Consider the following 15,745-nt stretch of genomic DNA (forward strand, 5'->3'; position numbering starts at 1 on the left):
TTGATCACTTTATAATTCATGGCTAAATTCCCCCAATAAAAAAAGAACCACTCATTGAAGTACAATAAAAAATTAGACATTTTTATAAGTTTTAAAAAATCTTGGATTGTTCCCCGTATTCTACAGGGACAATCCATTTTTTTAATTCAGTTAGATCATCAATATTATACCTATAAAGACATTCTCTTTTGAGCAGATTAAAGAAACTCTCAATTGGGGCATTGTCGTGACAATTGCTCTTTCGAGACATACTTTGTTTAATGCCCATTGTTTTTAAAGCACCTCGATAATATTTAAGTTGATAATGCCATCCTTGCTCAGAGTGAAGAATTGGCTTTAAAGAGGGAACTATATTTTGCTTCAGCTTTCTAGAGTATCTAATATTATAATTTATTAGGGCTCAAACTTATTGAACAAGATAATATTTTGCTGCTAACTTAGTCCAGCATGGCTGGATAATATAACCCCCACTTGTCTTTGCGCAAACGGATTTGAGCTACATCTGTATGTAATACTTTTAATAGTTCTGTCTCAATGAATTTCTGTTTGATTGTATTAGGAGTTAATTTTCCAAGGTTACCTTTATAGGAACAGTAGCCAGATATATATTTTGTAAAAATAACTACTTTTAATTTAAGTTTAGTCATTAAATACCGAATTGTTTCTAGAGAATTCTTGAATCCGACCTTGAGAGACTCTTTCCAGATTCGACGATAACCGTAGGTTGAGTTTGAATCGTGATATGTTTTAACAATGAACTCTTTTAGTTGAGCGTATTTATCTGTTTTACTAAGGCGTTCATAATAAGCTGATCTTGGCAGGTCGATCTTAGTTAATAAGTCGTTCAACTTGTACTTTTTAAGTAATGATTTGACTAATTTTGGTTTTTCGAATTGGAATCATTTTCCCGCAAGGTCTTTAGTGCTTTTAAAATATCAGGGTCCATTTCAGCATCATGTTTTAAATCAAGAATTTCTTGTTTAAATTTCTCTTTTCTTGGCTATTAACGGTCATCTCCCTCTGGGACGACTCCTTATTTCATAAATTAACTTGACTAGGTGATATCTTGAAATAAATTGCCTTATCAAGGCGACTGATCTCATGTAATTTATAATATTCTATCACGGATAATTTGAAATCTTGAGAATATTCTTTATAGGATTTCTTAGTTATCAAATAATTAAGTCCATTCGCCTCCGCTTCATGGATCCAGCTATAAATCGGTGATTTATTGGGCATTCCATATTTTTTTGATAATCCAAGTATAGAAATTTGTCTATCAATACATTCATTTACTAATTTAACTTTGAAATCTAAAGAGTATTTGGTCATAAAAAAAGTGCTCCTAAAGTTGTTAGATTAGGTCTAACAATTTTAGGACACTTCAATACTCCGCCATCGGGAAATTTATCCATAATTACTTTGGAGATACCAAATTAAAAAGTTTAACAAATCCTCAAGGGATATCAAATACTTTGTAGTTGAGGAAGCATATAGAATTAGAGATTATTATTTGAAACACGCATCTATGTCTGCTATAGGTAAATATGAAATTGCCTTATCTCTTGTTACCGGCATGCGCTATGGAGAAATCATCGGTTTAACCTGGAAGGATATTAATTTTGATAAACATACTATTGATATCAATAACACACATGGCTATAAATATCGAACCGGATTTAAACCAACTAAAATCCATTCTTCTATCAGAAAATTGGACATTGATCCTATTACTGTGAAAATGTTAAAGAATCTTAAATATGAGTAAAAAAAATTATTTTTAAAACAAAAATTTCAAAATAAAGATAATTTAGTGTTCATAAATTCTCAGCATCATGTTCCTAATGATGGCTCTGCAAATATGATTCTAAACTATCTTCAAACAAAATTAAATACAAAACCAGGTAATCATCTTACTCTCCATACTCTGCGCCATACGCATGCTTCCATATTGATTTCAAGAAACGTTAGCCTTGAATATGTTTCAGAACACTTAGGGCACTCCAGTACTTTGATGACCTCAAAAGTCTACGTTCATCTTTTGAAAGATAAAAAGCTATCAATCCTTATCAGAATTATCCAGATGAAATCGTCAAACAATTAATTCTATATAAGGATTGATAGAACCTATACTTGAATAGCTACTATACTTCCAGATGAATCAATTATTTCAAAAATATGATTTGCATCATCAAAGGACATTTTTTGATAACCAGTACTATAGATACCATGTAAATTATCTAAGTTTTTATAATCCGGTCTTTTATCTGATCCGTCTTCCCACATAATATTAATTGTACAATCATATGAAAAGTATTTATCCACTGTCACAGTGTATAATCCAGAAAAAACAGTAGAGCCATTCTTATATACTGTGATATTTTGTTTTCCCAGAGAACCAATTGAACTTATTAATTTTTTTGCTGCATCAACTGATTTAAGCGCTTCTTTTGTTGATAATCTATTTCCCAAAATCATTTCTCCTTCAAATTATTCTTAACATGTATATTATATAGCCACATAAATATTTATACTATATTTCAATATGCCAAAAATGTGCCACTATCTACTAGCTATTTGCAATGATATAACAACATAAAAAAGACCCGAATGCTGATAATTCAACATTTGGGTCTTTTGCTAATTATTTAACTATTATGTATGTTTCAGATAAAAACTATCGGTATTGTAATCTAACCAATTCAATTATTAACGATTATCTTGTTTCAACTGAGCGACTTCTTGTCTTGTCAAATCACGGTACTTACCAGAAACTAAACCGTCAAGAGTTAAGAAACCATAGTTCTCACGAGCCAATTTTTCAACCTTATGACCGACAGCATCGAACATATTCTTAACTTGATGATTATGTCCTTCATGGATAGTTATTCTAACGATTGAAGAGTTTTTCTTCTTATCCTTAGACATGACCCTAACTTTGGCACGAGATGTTGTATAGTCCTTAAACTTAATTCCAGACTCTAATTTCTTGATCTCTTCAGTCTCTAAAATACCTTCAATTTTAGCAACATAAGTCTTATCAACATGGTAACGTGGATGCATTAAATGATTGGCAAATTCACCATCATTTGTTAGTAACAACAAACCTGAAGTATCGTAATCTAATCGACCAATTGGGTAAACACGTTCTTGTACGTCTTCTTCCAACAAGTCAGTAACTACCTTTCTACCCTTATCATCCTTAACGGCTGAAATCACTCCACGAGGCTTGTACATTAGAATGTAACGTTTCTTTTCTGTTTCTAGAGGCATCCCGTCAACTTCCACTTTATCGCTGTGGTCAACTTTGATACCCATTTCGGTAACTACTTTGTTATTTACTTTAACATGGCCTTTGGCAATCAATTCTTCTGATTTACGTCTAGAAGCGACCCCGGCATCAGCCATGAATTTTTGTAATCTAACTTTCTCCATTTATATCTCCTATATCGGAACTATCCTCAAAATTTTCTATTTTTGGCAATTCTTTTAAATCTTTGATTCCAAAATAATCGAAGAATTCATCAGTTACTACATAAAGATTAGGGTGACCAGGAACGTCCTTTTTCCCATTTTCTTTAATTAATTTTCTCATCAATAAAGTATTCAAACTACCAGAACTCTGTACTCCTCGAATCTCATCAATTTCAATTCTCGTGATTGGTTGACGATAAGCAATAATCGACAACACTTCGAGCGCTGCTTGACTCAACTTAGTGGCCAAGCCAGTCTTAAAGTACTTGGTTAATAATTCATTGAATTCATTTTTAGTAACTAATTTATAATTCGAATTAAATTCAACTAACTCGACCCCAGAATCGACATCGGTCATTAATTTTACTTTTAACTCTTCAATATTCTGTCTTAAGGCTGCACTATCTATTTCCAAAAGTCCAGCGAGATCTCTTTCTTTAATACCTTGATCTCCGGCCACAAATAATAATGCCATTATTTTTGCTTGATACACATTAATTCCTCAATTCAATGAATAGTTCACTTTGAAAACCATCCTGACTAACCGAAACTAATTGTTTACTGGCTAATTCCAAAATGGCCATAAAGTCGGTAACTATTTCTTCAATATTATTATTTAATTTCAAAAGGGCTCTAAAAGTCATTTTTTTAACTGATCTCAATTCACCCATAATATTATTAGTTGCATCTTCAATTGACAAAGTTTCATTTTCAATTGTTTCAATTTCTGGTTGATGATTCTTTTGAGCACGTAACAATTCAGAATACGTCGCTGCTAAATCATCTAAAACTACTGAACCAGGTTTTAAAAATTGATCCAATTGTTCTTTAGGTAAACTGACTTCCTTATCAAACTGTTGCTTTCTAACTTGTTCTTTTTCTTCAAAATAAGCCGCAACTCGTTTGTATGTTTGATAGGTTAAAAGTTGAGAAACCAATTCATCACGCGGATCTTCTTGAATTTCGTCTTCAATTTCATCCGGTGCTTGTGGTAACAACATTTTACTCTTGATCGACATCAAAGTTGACGCCATGACCAAATAGTCACCTGCAACATCCAACTGTAAAACTTTCATACTATTTAAATAATCAATATATTGTTGCGTAATTTGTGCAATTGGAATGTCATAAATATCGACTTTGGATTCTTTAATCAAATGCAATAATAAATCAATTGGACCTTCAAAATCAGTTAAAACTAAATTCAATTTTTGCATTAGCTGTTTTCTTTTTCTTTCATATCTTTTTCTAATTTTTGTTTATTTTGACGCCACTGTTGAATCTGTTTACTCAAGTTAAAATTCCCCAAAATCACTAAATTAGGAAACTTCTGTTGAATATCGTCAAAAATTTTAAAAACATTACTCTGTGATCGATATGAAGGGTTCAATGAAACGTATTCGATAAAGACAGTATTATCCGAAAATGATAACGCTACAATACCTGAATAATCTTCCATATTACTCTTCCAAAGATATAACTGACGGTTTTCATCTTCAGAATAGAGCTGCAATTCTTGCTCCAGATTGTTCAGATCCTTGAGGTCACTGATATAAGATAAAAAGCCCATAGCAATCTTCTTATTTTCATCACTATATTTACTAAGCATCCCTATCCCCCTATCTAAGCTCTTGGAAAGGCCTTGTTATAGACCTGTTTCATTCTCGTTTGATTAACATGCGTATAAATTTGTGTCGTTGAAATGTCGGAATGTCCCAATAACTCTTGGACAACTCGAAGATCAGCTCCATTTTCTAATAAGTTGGTGGCAAACGAATGTCGTAAAGTATGCGGTGTAACATCCTTTTTAATTCCAACTTGAGCGATATATTTTTTGATCATACGCCAAATTGATTGACGAGTTAATTTCTTACCACGAAAGTTCAAAAAAACTTCTTTCTGTTGACCATATTTAGCCACTAAATCTTTTCTAGTTTCCGCAAAGTATTTTTTCAACCATTTAATTGCTGTATCGCCAATTGGCAAGAGGCGTTCTTTGTTTCCTTTACCCAAAGTCTTGATCAATCCTAAGTCCAAATGTAAATCATCCATACTCAAATTGACCAGTTCACTGACACGTAAGCCAGTCGCATACATCACTTCAAAAATTGTCCGATCTCTGATACCCAAAGGCGTCGAAACATCTGGCGATTCAATCAACGAGTTCACTTCGTCCATCGACAAAACTACTGGTAAATGGCTTCCCTTTTTCGGAGCATCCAATTCATTCATCGGATTGGCATGAATCTTGTCAATAACTTCCATCCACTGATAGAAGCGTCTCAACGAAGAAAACATCCGCATCTGTGAAGTCTTGGACTTATTTTCCTTATCTTGACTAACAAAAAATTGTGTTACAACAAAATGATCTTCTGGATAAAAAGGTATTTGCTTCTTTTCCAAAAAACTACTGAATTCTAATAAATCTTGTTGATACGAAACAATTGTATTTTGTGACAGTCCTCGATCCAACCGAAGGTAACGCTCATAATCAGCAATCGTATCAATCATCTTTTGGTTCTTAATTGATAATTTCTCACTCATAATTGTTACCTCTATTTGAGATAAGTGTAGCCGTCTTTTTGTTCAATCTTCTTTTGTTTCATAAGATTACCCAAAGCACGCTTAAAACTACCCTTACTGATACCAAAGTATTCTTTAATATCATCAGGATCACTCTTATCAGTATAAGGCATTTTCTTATCACGAGAATGTTCCAAAACGGCGACGATCATTTGAGCATCCGGAGTAATTTCTTCATAAGCACGAGGTCTCATTGATAGATTCAAACGACGGTGACTAGTACCAATAACACGAGCTTTAACATGTTGACCAATATGTAGTGGTTGTGATTGTTCTTCCACATGAATGAAACCAATGTAATAACTTTCCGTCATAACAAAGGCACCACTCTCTCTAATAGCGATGATCGTACCTTCTTCGTCCTTATTCTTAACGTCAGCACCAGGACTACGAGCAATCTGCGTATAAAGTTCAATATCGGCTAATTTACCCCAAAGTCTTCCCTTGTGATCAATATCCAATTTGACCATTAAACTATCGCCCTTTTTAGGCCATTCAGAATGTTCAAAAGGTAAATCATCTAAAGAAACAACAATATCTTTATCATCCAAACCAATGTTAACAAACACACCAAGATCGGTTCTAACATCAGTTACTTCAGCAAAATCCCAAACGCCTTGCACAACAAAAGGTACTACTGTCGTCATTTTATTTTTGTGGGCTTGATTCTCATAAAGAAAACCACTAATTTCGTCACCCAATTCAGGGATCTCTGTTAATTCATTTAAGTCTAAAGCAAACGTCTTACCGTCAATTTGAACAAAGACTTCATCTTTGTTTAAATCGGTCACAATACCCGTCAATACTTGACCATACATTTCTGTTATATCCATATTCACCATACTCTTTATTTTAATTTTCTTTGCTATTATATTTTACCAGTTTACGTTACATAATACTTTTAAGATTTTAATATTTTCATAAATTAATTCTTCTTTTTAAAATCCCTACTATCTCATGAAGAGATTGATTTTATTTTCACGATAAAAATTTATAAAATATAGCTCTTTAATAGCAAAATTTTTAAAACCTATTTGAATTATTTTAAATATTGTGAAATAATTTCTTATGTAGTAAACGTTTTCAAAAGTATTTTATTTTACGGAAGAGGGTTCCTTGTTATGAAAATTAAAGCTGCTGTTGTTGATAAAGTAAATGATCCATTTGTTATTAAAGATGACGTTGAATTGGCCGATCTTGAGGACGACGGTCTACAAGTTAAAGTTGTTGCATCTGGTATTTGTCATTCTGATGAAGCATTACGTAAAGGTGATGCCGCCTTTAGTTTTCCAGTTGTTTTAGGACACGAGGGTTCAGGAATTGTCGAAAAAGTTGGTAAAAATGTTAAGAACTTCAAACCTGGTGACCACATTATTATGTCCTTCTATTCATGCGGTGAATGTGACAATTGTTTAAAGGGTAAACCAACACAATGTCGTAATTACGCTAAATCAAATCTTTCAGGAACACGTCCTGATGGCACTGATCACTTCACTGAAGATGGCCATCATGTTAGTGATATGTTTAATCAATCTTCATTCACAACTCATACAGTAATCTCACAGAGAAATGCTGTTAAAGTTCCTAATGACCTTGATTTGAGAAAATTAGGACCTCTTGGCTGTGGCTACGTAACTGGTAGTGGTACAGTCTTCAATACCCTTCAACCAAAACCTGGTGATACGATTGCTGTCTTTGGTACAGGTGCCGTTGGCCTAGCAGCTATGATGGCTGGTAAGATTTCTGGCTGTGTCAGAGTTATCGCTGTCGATATTGTTGATTCACGTTTGGAATTAGCTAAGAAGATGGGCGCTACTGACGCTGTTAATAGTAAGAACGAAGATGCTGTTGAAGCTATCAAGAAGATTACTAATGGCTTAGGTGTTGACTGGGCTGTTGATACAACTGGTGTTGAGAAAGTTATGGAAGACTCTATTGCTGCTTTAACACAAGGTGGTACAACTGCAACTATTGCGGTTACTCCACATAACATTACTTTGAGCACTTGGAACGATCTCTGTGTTGATGACAAGAAGATCGTTGGTGTCAATATGGGTGATTCAATTCCTCAAATTGATATTCCTCGTCTAATCGAATTTTATAAGATGGGTGTTTTCCCATTTGATCTAACTGAGAAGTTTTATGACTTCGACCAAATCAATGAAGCTGATGCTGATTCAGTTAGTGGTAAGACTATCAAACCTGTTTTGGTTATTGATAAAGATTACAAACCTGAAGCATAATAATTCATCAAACTCTCCAGTCCTTTTTTAGGATTGGAGAGTTTTTATCGGCTTATGTTTTCGTAAAACATTTAATAATACAAATTAACATGACATTTGTCATATTAACTAATGACATTGCTTACTATTACTGTACAGCCAATTCTCTTAAAATAAAGTTATTCAATTAAGAGACGAGGTTAATCACATGACTATTTTAGAAATTCAACATATAAACAAATCTTTTGGCAAAAAAATTATTTTAAAAGATATCAATCTTCAAATTGAATCATCGTCCATCATTGCCTTAGTTGGTGCAAATGGTGCTGGAAAAACTACTTTAATCAATATCATTCTAAATCTGATTCCTCAAACTTCTGGTCAAGTAAAATTTCTAACTAATGAAAATTGGAAACAAATTACCGGCGTCATGATGCAAGACAACATCGTATTACATCGAATCACTGTTAAAGAGATTATCAACCTAACTCGCAGTTATTTCGATAAGCCACTTTCTTACGAAGAACTCCTAAATATCTCTGGTCTAAAAGATCATCAAAATAACCTAATGACTGGACTCTCTGGTGGTCAAAAACGTCGGCTGGCCTTCGCATTGGCATTGGCCGGTGATCCAGAAATACTTTTCCTAGATGAGCCTACCGTCGGCATGGATAGCAACGCCCGGAATGATTTTTGGCAAGAAATTGATCGATTGAAAAAATCCGGTAAAACAATTTTTGTTACCAGTCATTATCTAGAAGAACTAGAAAATATTGCAGATCGATTCTTAATTTTACAAAACTCAATCATTGCTTTTGATGGCACAATCAAACAACTTCGCAGTCGTGAAGGTCAAAGTTTGGTTGAGTTCGACAGTGAACTGAATCAAATAGATTTTAAAAATTTGCCAGATGTAATCTCAATCAATTTGGTTGGACATCACTTTCAAATCATCACTAACAATGTTAATCAATTAGTCACTGAATTGACCCCTTACTTAAAGGCGATTGACAATCTACAAGTAAAACAAAGTACTCTAGATACGCTATTACTTAACTACAAGGAGAATAATCATGAATAAATTTATCTTTCAAACTAAAATCAACTTCAAACGTATAGTTTTCAGAAATAAGGCTTTCTTTTTCTTCGATATGTTACTACCAATCGTTTTTTATATCCTGTATACTAAAATTCTCGTTAGTAATGTTCCTGCTAGTTATCTCAAAGCTTGGAATGAAGATTATTTAGTTAGTATGATGATTTATGCATGCATGTTAGGTGGCATTATCACTACAGCAAATACACTTTTAGAAGACGAAATGTCTAACTTTAAATTATTTGTCACACTAAGTCCCCTTTCAAACTTTCAATACTATGGATCCATGGCAATTGTACTTATCACTTTGAATTTAGTATCCTCTATCGCACTTACTGCTGTAGCAATGATCGTCAATCATGTCAATATCTCAATTGGTCTACTATTTGAATTAATTTCAATCAATCTTCTAGGCACTATATTATTAATTTTAATTGGTGTACTGATCTCATTTGCTAAAAAGCCCAATACTGTTAATTTGCTAACAAACTTGATAGTATTTCCTTTAGCAATTCTAAGTGGATTGTGGTGGCCTATTAATATCATGCCTACTTGGTTACAAAATATCGGTAAAGTAATGCCCACTTATCAATTATCAGTCATCGATAAAAACATTCTACATCAGACAACTCAACACATTGGTCCTTTCATTAACCTGTTGATTTGGTCCCTCATTATTTTCTTAATTCTATTTATAGTAAACAAAATTCAAAAAGAAAAAGGACTTGTTACGCAATGAAGAATTTCATGCAAAAACACATTTTATTCCCAAAAAGATTGGGCTTTATGCCCTATTTTTGGGTTTTTTCGTTATTTCTTATGGCAACTCAACTCTTAGCTCATGAACCCCATTTCAACTGGTGGCATTTAACCTTAATGATTATTTTTCTTAAATTTTATCGTGATGGCTACTGGATTAATCCATATCTATGGCTAGATCTTCTCGTACAATTATCTATTGCTGTTTATTTTGTCATTTTATTTCCCGACGGAGGTGGCACTCTCTTCATTTATACTGCATGGGAAATCGGTTCATTACCGTTGAAATCAAAAAAATTCTTTCAATATTATGCTATGTTTCTAATAATTTCACTAAGCTGCATTACTTCATTTGTCCTTTTAAGTCCAGTGATGAATAGTTATGGATTCATAGGTGTAATTATTACTTTAACTTTTACAATAGGTTCACCCCTTGCTGCTCGATCATTAGCCAATAGTTATCGTCGTAGCTACCAAGCAAAGAAAAATAATAAACGTTTAGAATCAATTATTAAACAAAATGAGCGTGACAGAATTGCTAAAGACTTACACGATAACATTGGTCAATCTTTTTCCATCATTACCCTCAAGGCTGAACTTGCTTCTAAATTAATCGACAAAGATCCTACAAAAGCCCAGCAGCAGTTACAAGATATATCTAAAACTTCTCGTGAGGATTTAAATTTGGTTCGTAAAATAGTTGCTGACCTTAATGAGAAAACCATTGCCAGTGCCATGATCGAAGAAGAAAACAATTTACAAGTTGCTGATATAAGGCAACATTCGGTTAATGAAGAAATATCTGCCAAATGGCCAAAGACAGTTCAACATGTCCTTTCGGCAATTATTAAAGAAGCCACTACCAATGTCATCCGATACAGTAAAGCTAATATGATGAATCTTATTTTTGAGGAAGATCAAAACAATTATTTACTAAGAATTCAAGATGATGGCATAGGATTTCAAAAATCGGATGATCGTCAAACATTTGGTTTAAATGGTATGAAAACACGTCTTAATAAAATTGATGGTAAACTTGAAATAGAATCCAAACGTGGTGTAACACTAAAAATATCTGTTCCAAAAAGGGAGTAATTATGACATCCATTTATATTGCTGAAGATCAAGAAATGCTTAACTCAGCACTTTCTGCAATCCTTAATTTAGAGGATGATTTTACCGTTATTGGTAACGCAACTGACGGCCAGACAGCACTTAAAGAAATAATTTCTTTAAAGCCAGATGTAGCAATTCTCGATATTGAAATGCCTCAAATGACTGGTTTGGAGGTCGCTAACGAACTTCGTTTAACAAAACAGGATTTAAAAATCGTCATCCTTACGACATTCGCTCGTAAAACTTATTTTGAACTAGCCGTAGCTGCCCAAGTGGATGCATACCTTTTGAAAGATGGTCCTACTGATAAACTAGTTGATACAATTCATAAAATTTTAGACGGTCAAACTATTTATGATTCAAATTTGGTTTCAACCATTTTAACTGCAGTGAAGAACCCCTTAACTCCTCAAGAATTGAAAATCATGAAAGAATTCTCTCAAGGAAAATCAACCCAAGAGATCGCTGATAGTGTCTTTCTCTCTAATGGAACAGTCAGAAACTATATTTCCTCAATTCTTAGTAAAACCGGTACTCACTCTCGAATTGAAGCCCTAAATGTGGCTCAAAAAAATAATTGGATTGATTAATCCTTTTTTATTTAATTATCAAAGTTACATAACATTTCTACTCCGAAGTTAAAATAAACCTAACAAAAAGGATGGTTCACATGAGCCATCCTTTAATTTATTCTGGATTTTCAATTTCTGAGCTATGAACATTCTCTTGCAGTCTTTGCAATAAAACGTCCGCAATACCTCTTACTTGCTTATCGCCATCACGTTGTGACAAACGATAACCTACAAAGTATGGAGATACTACATATCTAGCCTCGATCTTACAAATAATTTTTCGACCAACTTTATAGAAGAACAAGTTGTAAGAATCAAACTTACCACCATAAAGGTCATCTAAGACATATTTAACTGTTACACGTGTAAATTCAGCCAAATCGTCAATATATTTAGGATTATTGATGACAACATTAAATTCTACAAAACCCATGATTGGTTTTTCCGAAACATTGACATTAATATGTTTTGAATTAAATACATCCATTCCAGTAAAATTCTCGGCCTCAATATGTTTATATCCATCAACTTTATCTAAACCTATCACTTGGAAATGTGGATGGCGCAAAGACCCGCCGGACATAGGTCCAAAATTTTTATACAATAAAACACTCTTGTATTTTTTACTCTGAATCATTTCATTCCAACAATTATAAACAAATTCAAAAACTTCTCGATTTTTGGCAACTGAGTAATTGGAAATATCACCATAGTGATCACTAGATTCAATTAACACCGTTTGATTAGTATCTTTAAGTGTTTTAAATTTATTCTCTAACCAAATCATGTCCCCCTTTTGTTCAATTATATTAGTTAAGTTTTCTCGATCACAGAAAGGACAATAGTCTTTCTTTTTCTTAATATCTCGTGGCTTCCCTTTAGCCTGCTCAATCTCAAATACTAAAACATCTCTATTTGACAATTTTTCACCTCAGTATCTTTATTAATACGATATTAACGCAAACACAAAAAAACTGAAAGAAACTCGTCAGTTTCTTTCAGTCAATTTATGTTTTAAAGCGTGTTTAATTTCATTTAAAAATTAAAGTGAACGTGAAGCACCCTTGTATACAACACCACGTCTTGAATCAACAGTAACAGTGTCACCATCTTTAACAAGTGATGTAGCATTCTTAGCACCAACAACAACAGGTAGACCCATAGCAATACCAACAACGGCTGCATGTGATGTCAAACCACCGTTTTCAACAACAACGGCACTAGCTTTTTCAAGAGCTGGTAGGTAATCTTTGTCTGTCATCTTTGTAACAAGAATGTCGCCTTCGTTAACCTTCTTGTTAGCTTCTTCAGCTGAGTTAGCAACTACAACGTTACCAACAACTGATTCTTCACCAACACCTTGGCCTTTAACCAATGTTGATCCAATTAATTGAACCTTCATCAAGTTAGTTGTACCTGTTTCACCAACAGGAACACCGGCAACAACAAGAATTAAATCGCCTTCCTTAGCAAAGCCAAGTTCTTGAGCTTTCTTAGCAGCTAAGTCAAACATTTCATCAGTGTTTTCTGGCTTGTCAACAACAACTGGATCAACACCCCAGTTAACTGTCAAACCACGTTGTGTAGTTTCATCAAATGTTAGAGCTAGGATATCAGCACTTGGACGGTATTTAGAAATCATACGTGCAGTGTAACCTGATTTAGTAGCTGTAACAATTGTATTGATGTTTAGTTCTTCAGCAGTTCTAACAACTGATTCACCGATTGATTCTGTAACGTTTGAACCCTTGTAATCTTCGAAACGTTGGATTGCAAGTGAGTTGTTCTTGTCTAATTGTTGTTCTGTACGTTCGTCGATACGAGCCATAGCAGCAACAGCTTCAACAGGGTAGTCACCATTAGCACTTTCACCTGAAAGCATTGTAGCATCTGTACCATCAAGAACAGAGTTAGCAACATCAGTAACTTCGGCACGTGTAGGACGTGGGTTTTCTTGCATTGAGTCAAGCATTTGTGTAGCTGTGATAACTGGTTTACCAAGAGCGTTACACTTCTTGATCAATGATTTTTGAACGAATGGTACGTTTTCGAATGGAATTTCAACACCCATGTCACCACGAGCAATCATCAAACCATCTGAAACTTTAAGAATAGAATCGATATTGTCGATACCTTCTTGTGATTCGATCTTAGGGAAGATTTGTACGTATTCACAGTGTTTTTCTTCAAGGATTGCACGAATATCTAGGACATCTTGAGCTTTACGAACGAATGAAGCTGAGATGAAGTTAATACCTTGTTCCAAACCAAAACGAATATCGTCTGAATCTTTTTCTGTGATACCTGGTAGACGAACTTCAACACCAGGAGCATTGATACTCTTTCTTGAACCGATCATACCATCGTTTTGAACAACAGTAACCAATTCACGGTTCTTGTCATCTTTTTCAGTAATCTTCAAGTCAACAAGACCATCATCGATCAATACGTGACCACCAACATGTGTATCATCGTATAGACCAGGGTATGTAGAAGCAATCTTTTCAGGAGTACCTGTTAATGAGTCATCCATTGAGATACGGATTGTTTGACCAATCTTAGCTTCAAACTTGTTACCTTCTTGAACAGTAGTACGGATTTCAGCACCCTTAGTATCAAGAACGATACCTACAGTTTTACCTGTAATCTTTTCAGCTTCGTGTACCATTTCCATACGAGCTTTATGTTCTGGATGATCACCATGTGAGAAGTTGAAACGGAAGATGTTAGCTCCGGCTTCAATCAACTTAACGATTGTGTCAACATCGTTACTGGCAGGTCCAAGTGTACTTACAATTTTAGTTCTTTTCATCGAGAATCCCCTTTTCTTGTTTTCATCGTTTATTGTAACAAATTAAAACGTTATATGCTTAACTTATCTGCTTAAAGATTCATTTAAGTCATATAATGATAAATCAGGTTTGTGCTTGCTATCGAACAAATCAAGAATGTCATGAGAAGTAATCTTGTTGTTTTCGATACCAACAGCAAGACCACCCTTGCCGTCAAGAAGTAAATCAACAGCATAAGCACCCATCTTACTTGCTAAGACACGATCCTTAACTGTTGGTGAACCACCACGTTGTACATGTCCTAAGACAGTAGCACGTGAATCAAAATCACCATACTTATCTAATTCCTTCTTGAAGTCATCGGCATGCATAACACCTTCGGCCAAAACAATAATCATGTTCTTGTTACCGTTTTGACGGCCTTCTTTAACTTCTTCAGCAATTTCCTTGATGTCAAAATCACGTTCTGGAACGATAATCTTTTGAGCACCACCGGCAACACCAGCCCAAAGAGCCACGTCACCAGCACCTCTACCCATTACTTCAACAATAAATGTTCTTTCATGGGAGCTAGCAGTATCATGCAACTTATCAATGGCATCAACAGCAGTAGATACGGCTGTATCAAAACCAATTGTAAAGTCAGTAAATGGAATATCGTTATCAATTGTTCCTGGTAGACCGATTGCGTTGTAACCATGTTCTGTTAAACGCAATGCACCATGGTAAGAACCATCTCCACCAATAACAACTAATGCATCAATTCCAAATTTCTTTAATTGCTCAATACCCTTGAGTTGACCTTCTACGTTAGCAAATTCAGGATATCTTGCAGAATACAAGAATGTACCACCACGTTGAATACGGTCAGATACGTCTTCGCTTGTTAGTGGGAAAATATCACCAGCAACCAAACCAGCATATCCATAATTGATACCAAACACTTCGAGTCCTTTATCAATGGCTCTACGTGTGACTGCTCTAATAGCAGCGTTCATACCAGGGGCATCTCCACCACTGGTTAAAATACCAATACGCTTCATTTGTTCACACTCCAAAATTATTTGTTTCTAAAACAAAACCTAATCAAATATAACATTTTTATAGATTAGTTTGTAGAGCTGAAAACGT

Annotated in this window: 17 protein-coding genes and 1 pseudogene; 6 read left to right on the forward strand and 12 right to left on the reverse strand. The window is 34.3% G+C overall.

Translation table 11 applies throughout. The features are described from left to right. Positions 1-91: 91 nt before the first annotated feature. Both LKACC16343_RS14470 and LKACC16343_RS01865 read right to left on the reverse strand, forming a co-directional pair. Complete coding sequence (locus LKACC16343_RS14470) at positions 92-268, reverse strand: integrase core domain-containing protein (protein ID WP_256970542.1); 177 nt, start codon at positions 266-268, stop codon at positions 92-94. Positions 269-437: 169 nt separating this feature from the next. Then, on the reverse strand, positions 438-848 hold the full coding sequence (locus LKACC16343_RS01865) for an IS3 family transposase (RefSeq protein WP_056952322.1): 411 nt from the start codon (positions 846-848) through the stop codon (positions 438-440). A gap of 680 nt (positions 849-1,528) precedes the next feature. Between LKACC16343_RS01865 and LKACC16343_RS14475 the strand changes: the two are divergent. Then, positions 1,529-2,104: pseudogene (locus LKACC16343_RS14475) on the forward strand (site-specific integrase). A 23-nt stretch (positions 2,105-2,127) separates the two neighbouring features. Here the strand turns inward: LKACC16343_RS14475 and LKACC16343_RS01885 are convergent. The 7 genes from LKACC16343_RS01885 to LKACC16343_RS01915 form a co-directional block, all read right to left on the reverse strand. Then, positions 2,128-2,472: a hypothetical protein gene (locus tag LKACC16343_RS01885; RefSeq protein WP_056952313.1), complete on the reverse strand. Its 345-nt coding sequence runs from the start codon at positions 2,470-2,472 to the stop codon at positions 2,128-2,130. Positions 2,473-2,709: 237 nt separating this feature from the next. Continuing rightward, entirely contained in the window at positions 2,710-3,435 is a 726-nt protein-coding gene (locus LKACC16343_RS01890; protein ID WP_056952310.1) for a pseudouridine synthase, read from the reverse strand. After that, a complete protein-coding gene (gene scpB, locus LKACC16343_RS01895; RefSeq protein WP_082604522.1) occupies positions 3,422-3,967 on the reverse strand; it encodes an SMC-Scp complex subunit ScpB in 546 nt (181 codons plus the stop codon). Before scpB ends, LKACC16343_RS01890 begins: the two co-directional genes overlap by 14 nt. Before the next feature lies 1 nt (position 3,968). Next, positions 3,969-4,691: a segregation and condensation protein A gene (locus tag LKACC16343_RS01900; protein WP_056952308.1), complete on the reverse strand. Its 723-nt coding sequence runs from the start codon at positions 4,689-4,691 to the stop codon at positions 3,969-3,971. Continuing rightward, positions 4,691-5,083 carry a hypothetical protein gene (locus tag LKACC16343_RS01905; protein ID WP_025085494.1) on the reverse strand — a complete coding sequence of 131 codons (393 nt, stop codon included), beginning with the start codon at positions 5,081-5,083 and terminating at the stop codon, positions 4,691-4,693. Before LKACC16343_RS01905 ends, LKACC16343_RS01900 begins: the two co-directional genes overlap by 1 nt. 14 nt (positions 5,084-5,097) lie before the next feature. After that, positions 5,098-6,018, reverse strand: a complete 921-nt coding sequence (gene xerD / locus LKACC16343_RS01910; protein WP_179207677.1) for a site-specific tyrosine recombinase XerD — start codon at positions 6,016-6,018, stop codon at positions 5,098-5,100. Positions 6,019-6,029: 11 nt separating this feature from the next. Continuing rightward, complete coding sequence (locus tag LKACC16343_RS01915; RefSeq protein ID WP_056952305.1) at positions 6,030-6,890, reverse strand: CvfB family protein; 861 nt, start codon at positions 6,888-6,890, stop codon at positions 6,030-6,032. 288 nt (positions 6,891-7,178) lie between these two features. Here LKACC16343_RS01915 and LKACC16343_RS01920 point away from each other — a divergent pair, with 288 nt between their 5' ends. The 5 genes from LKACC16343_RS01920 (at position 7,179) to LKACC16343_RS01940 (ending at position 11,840) form a co-directional block, all read left to right on the forward strand. Next, positions 7,179-8,300 carry an NAD(P)-dependent alcohol dehydrogenase gene (locus LKACC16343_RS01920; protein WP_056952302.1) on the forward strand — a complete coding sequence of 374 codons (1,122 nt, stop codon included), beginning with the start codon at positions 7,179-7,181 and terminating at the stop codon, positions 8,298-8,300. Positions 8,301-8,487: 187 nt separating this feature from the next. Beyond that, positions 8,488-9,360 (forward strand): ABC transporter ATP-binding protein, encoded by an 873-nt coding sequence (locus LKACC16343_RS01925; protein WP_056952299.1) that lies wholly within the window; start codon positions 8,488-8,490, stop codon positions 9,358-9,360. Then, positions 9,353-10,114: an ABC transporter permease gene (locus tag LKACC16343_RS01930; RefSeq protein ID WP_056952296.1), complete on the forward strand. Its 762-nt coding sequence runs from the start codon at positions 9,353-9,355 to the stop codon at positions 10,112-10,114. Before LKACC16343_RS01925 ends, LKACC16343_RS01930 begins: the two co-directional genes overlap by 8 nt. Before the next feature lie 8 nt (positions 10,115-10,122). Further along, positions 10,123-11,229 (forward strand): sensor histidine kinase, encoded by a 1,107-nt coding sequence (locus LKACC16343_RS01935; RefSeq protein WP_158106688.1) that lies wholly within the window; start codon positions 10,123-10,125, stop codon positions 11,227-11,229. A 2-nt stretch (positions 11,230-11,231) separates the two neighbouring features. Further along, the gene (locus LKACC16343_RS01940; protein ID WP_056952291.1) at positions 11,232-11,840 is read left to right on the forward strand and encodes a response regulator transcription factor; all 609 of its coding nucleotides are present in this window, start codon (positions 11,232-11,234) and stop codon (positions 11,838-11,840) included. A 97-nt stretch (positions 11,841-11,937) separates the two neighbouring features. Here LKACC16343_RS01940 and LKACC16343_RS01945 read toward each other — a convergent pair whose 3' ends face one another. The 3 genes from LKACC16343_RS01945 to pfkA form a co-directional block, all read right to left on the reverse strand. Continuing rightward, positions 11,938-12,744, reverse strand: a complete 807-nt coding sequence (locus LKACC16343_RS01945) for a DUF4931 domain-containing protein (RefSeq protein WP_056952288.1) — start codon at positions 12,742-12,744, stop codon at positions 11,938-11,940. A 120-nt stretch (positions 12,745-12,864) separates the two neighbouring features. Then, on the reverse strand, positions 12,865-14,634 hold the full coding sequence (pyk, locus tag LKACC16343_RS01950; RefSeq protein ID WP_056952285.1) for a pyruvate kinase: 1,770 nt from the start codon (positions 14,632-14,634) through the stop codon (positions 12,865-12,867). 63 nt (positions 14,635-14,697) lie between these two features. Then, positions 14,698-15,657, reverse strand: coding sequence for a 6-phosphofructokinase (gene pfkA, locus LKACC16343_RS01955; protein ID WP_054642294.1), 960 nt, complete (start codon positions 15,655-15,657; stop codon positions 14,698-14,700). Positions 15,658-15,745: the final 88 nt, after the last annotated feature.

The organism is Companilactobacillus bobalius (genome assembly GCF_002179915.1).
In the GTDB taxonomy this organism is placed as follows: Bacteria; Bacillota; Bacilli; order Lactobacillales; family Lactobacillaceae; genus Companilactobacillus; species Companilactobacillus bobalius.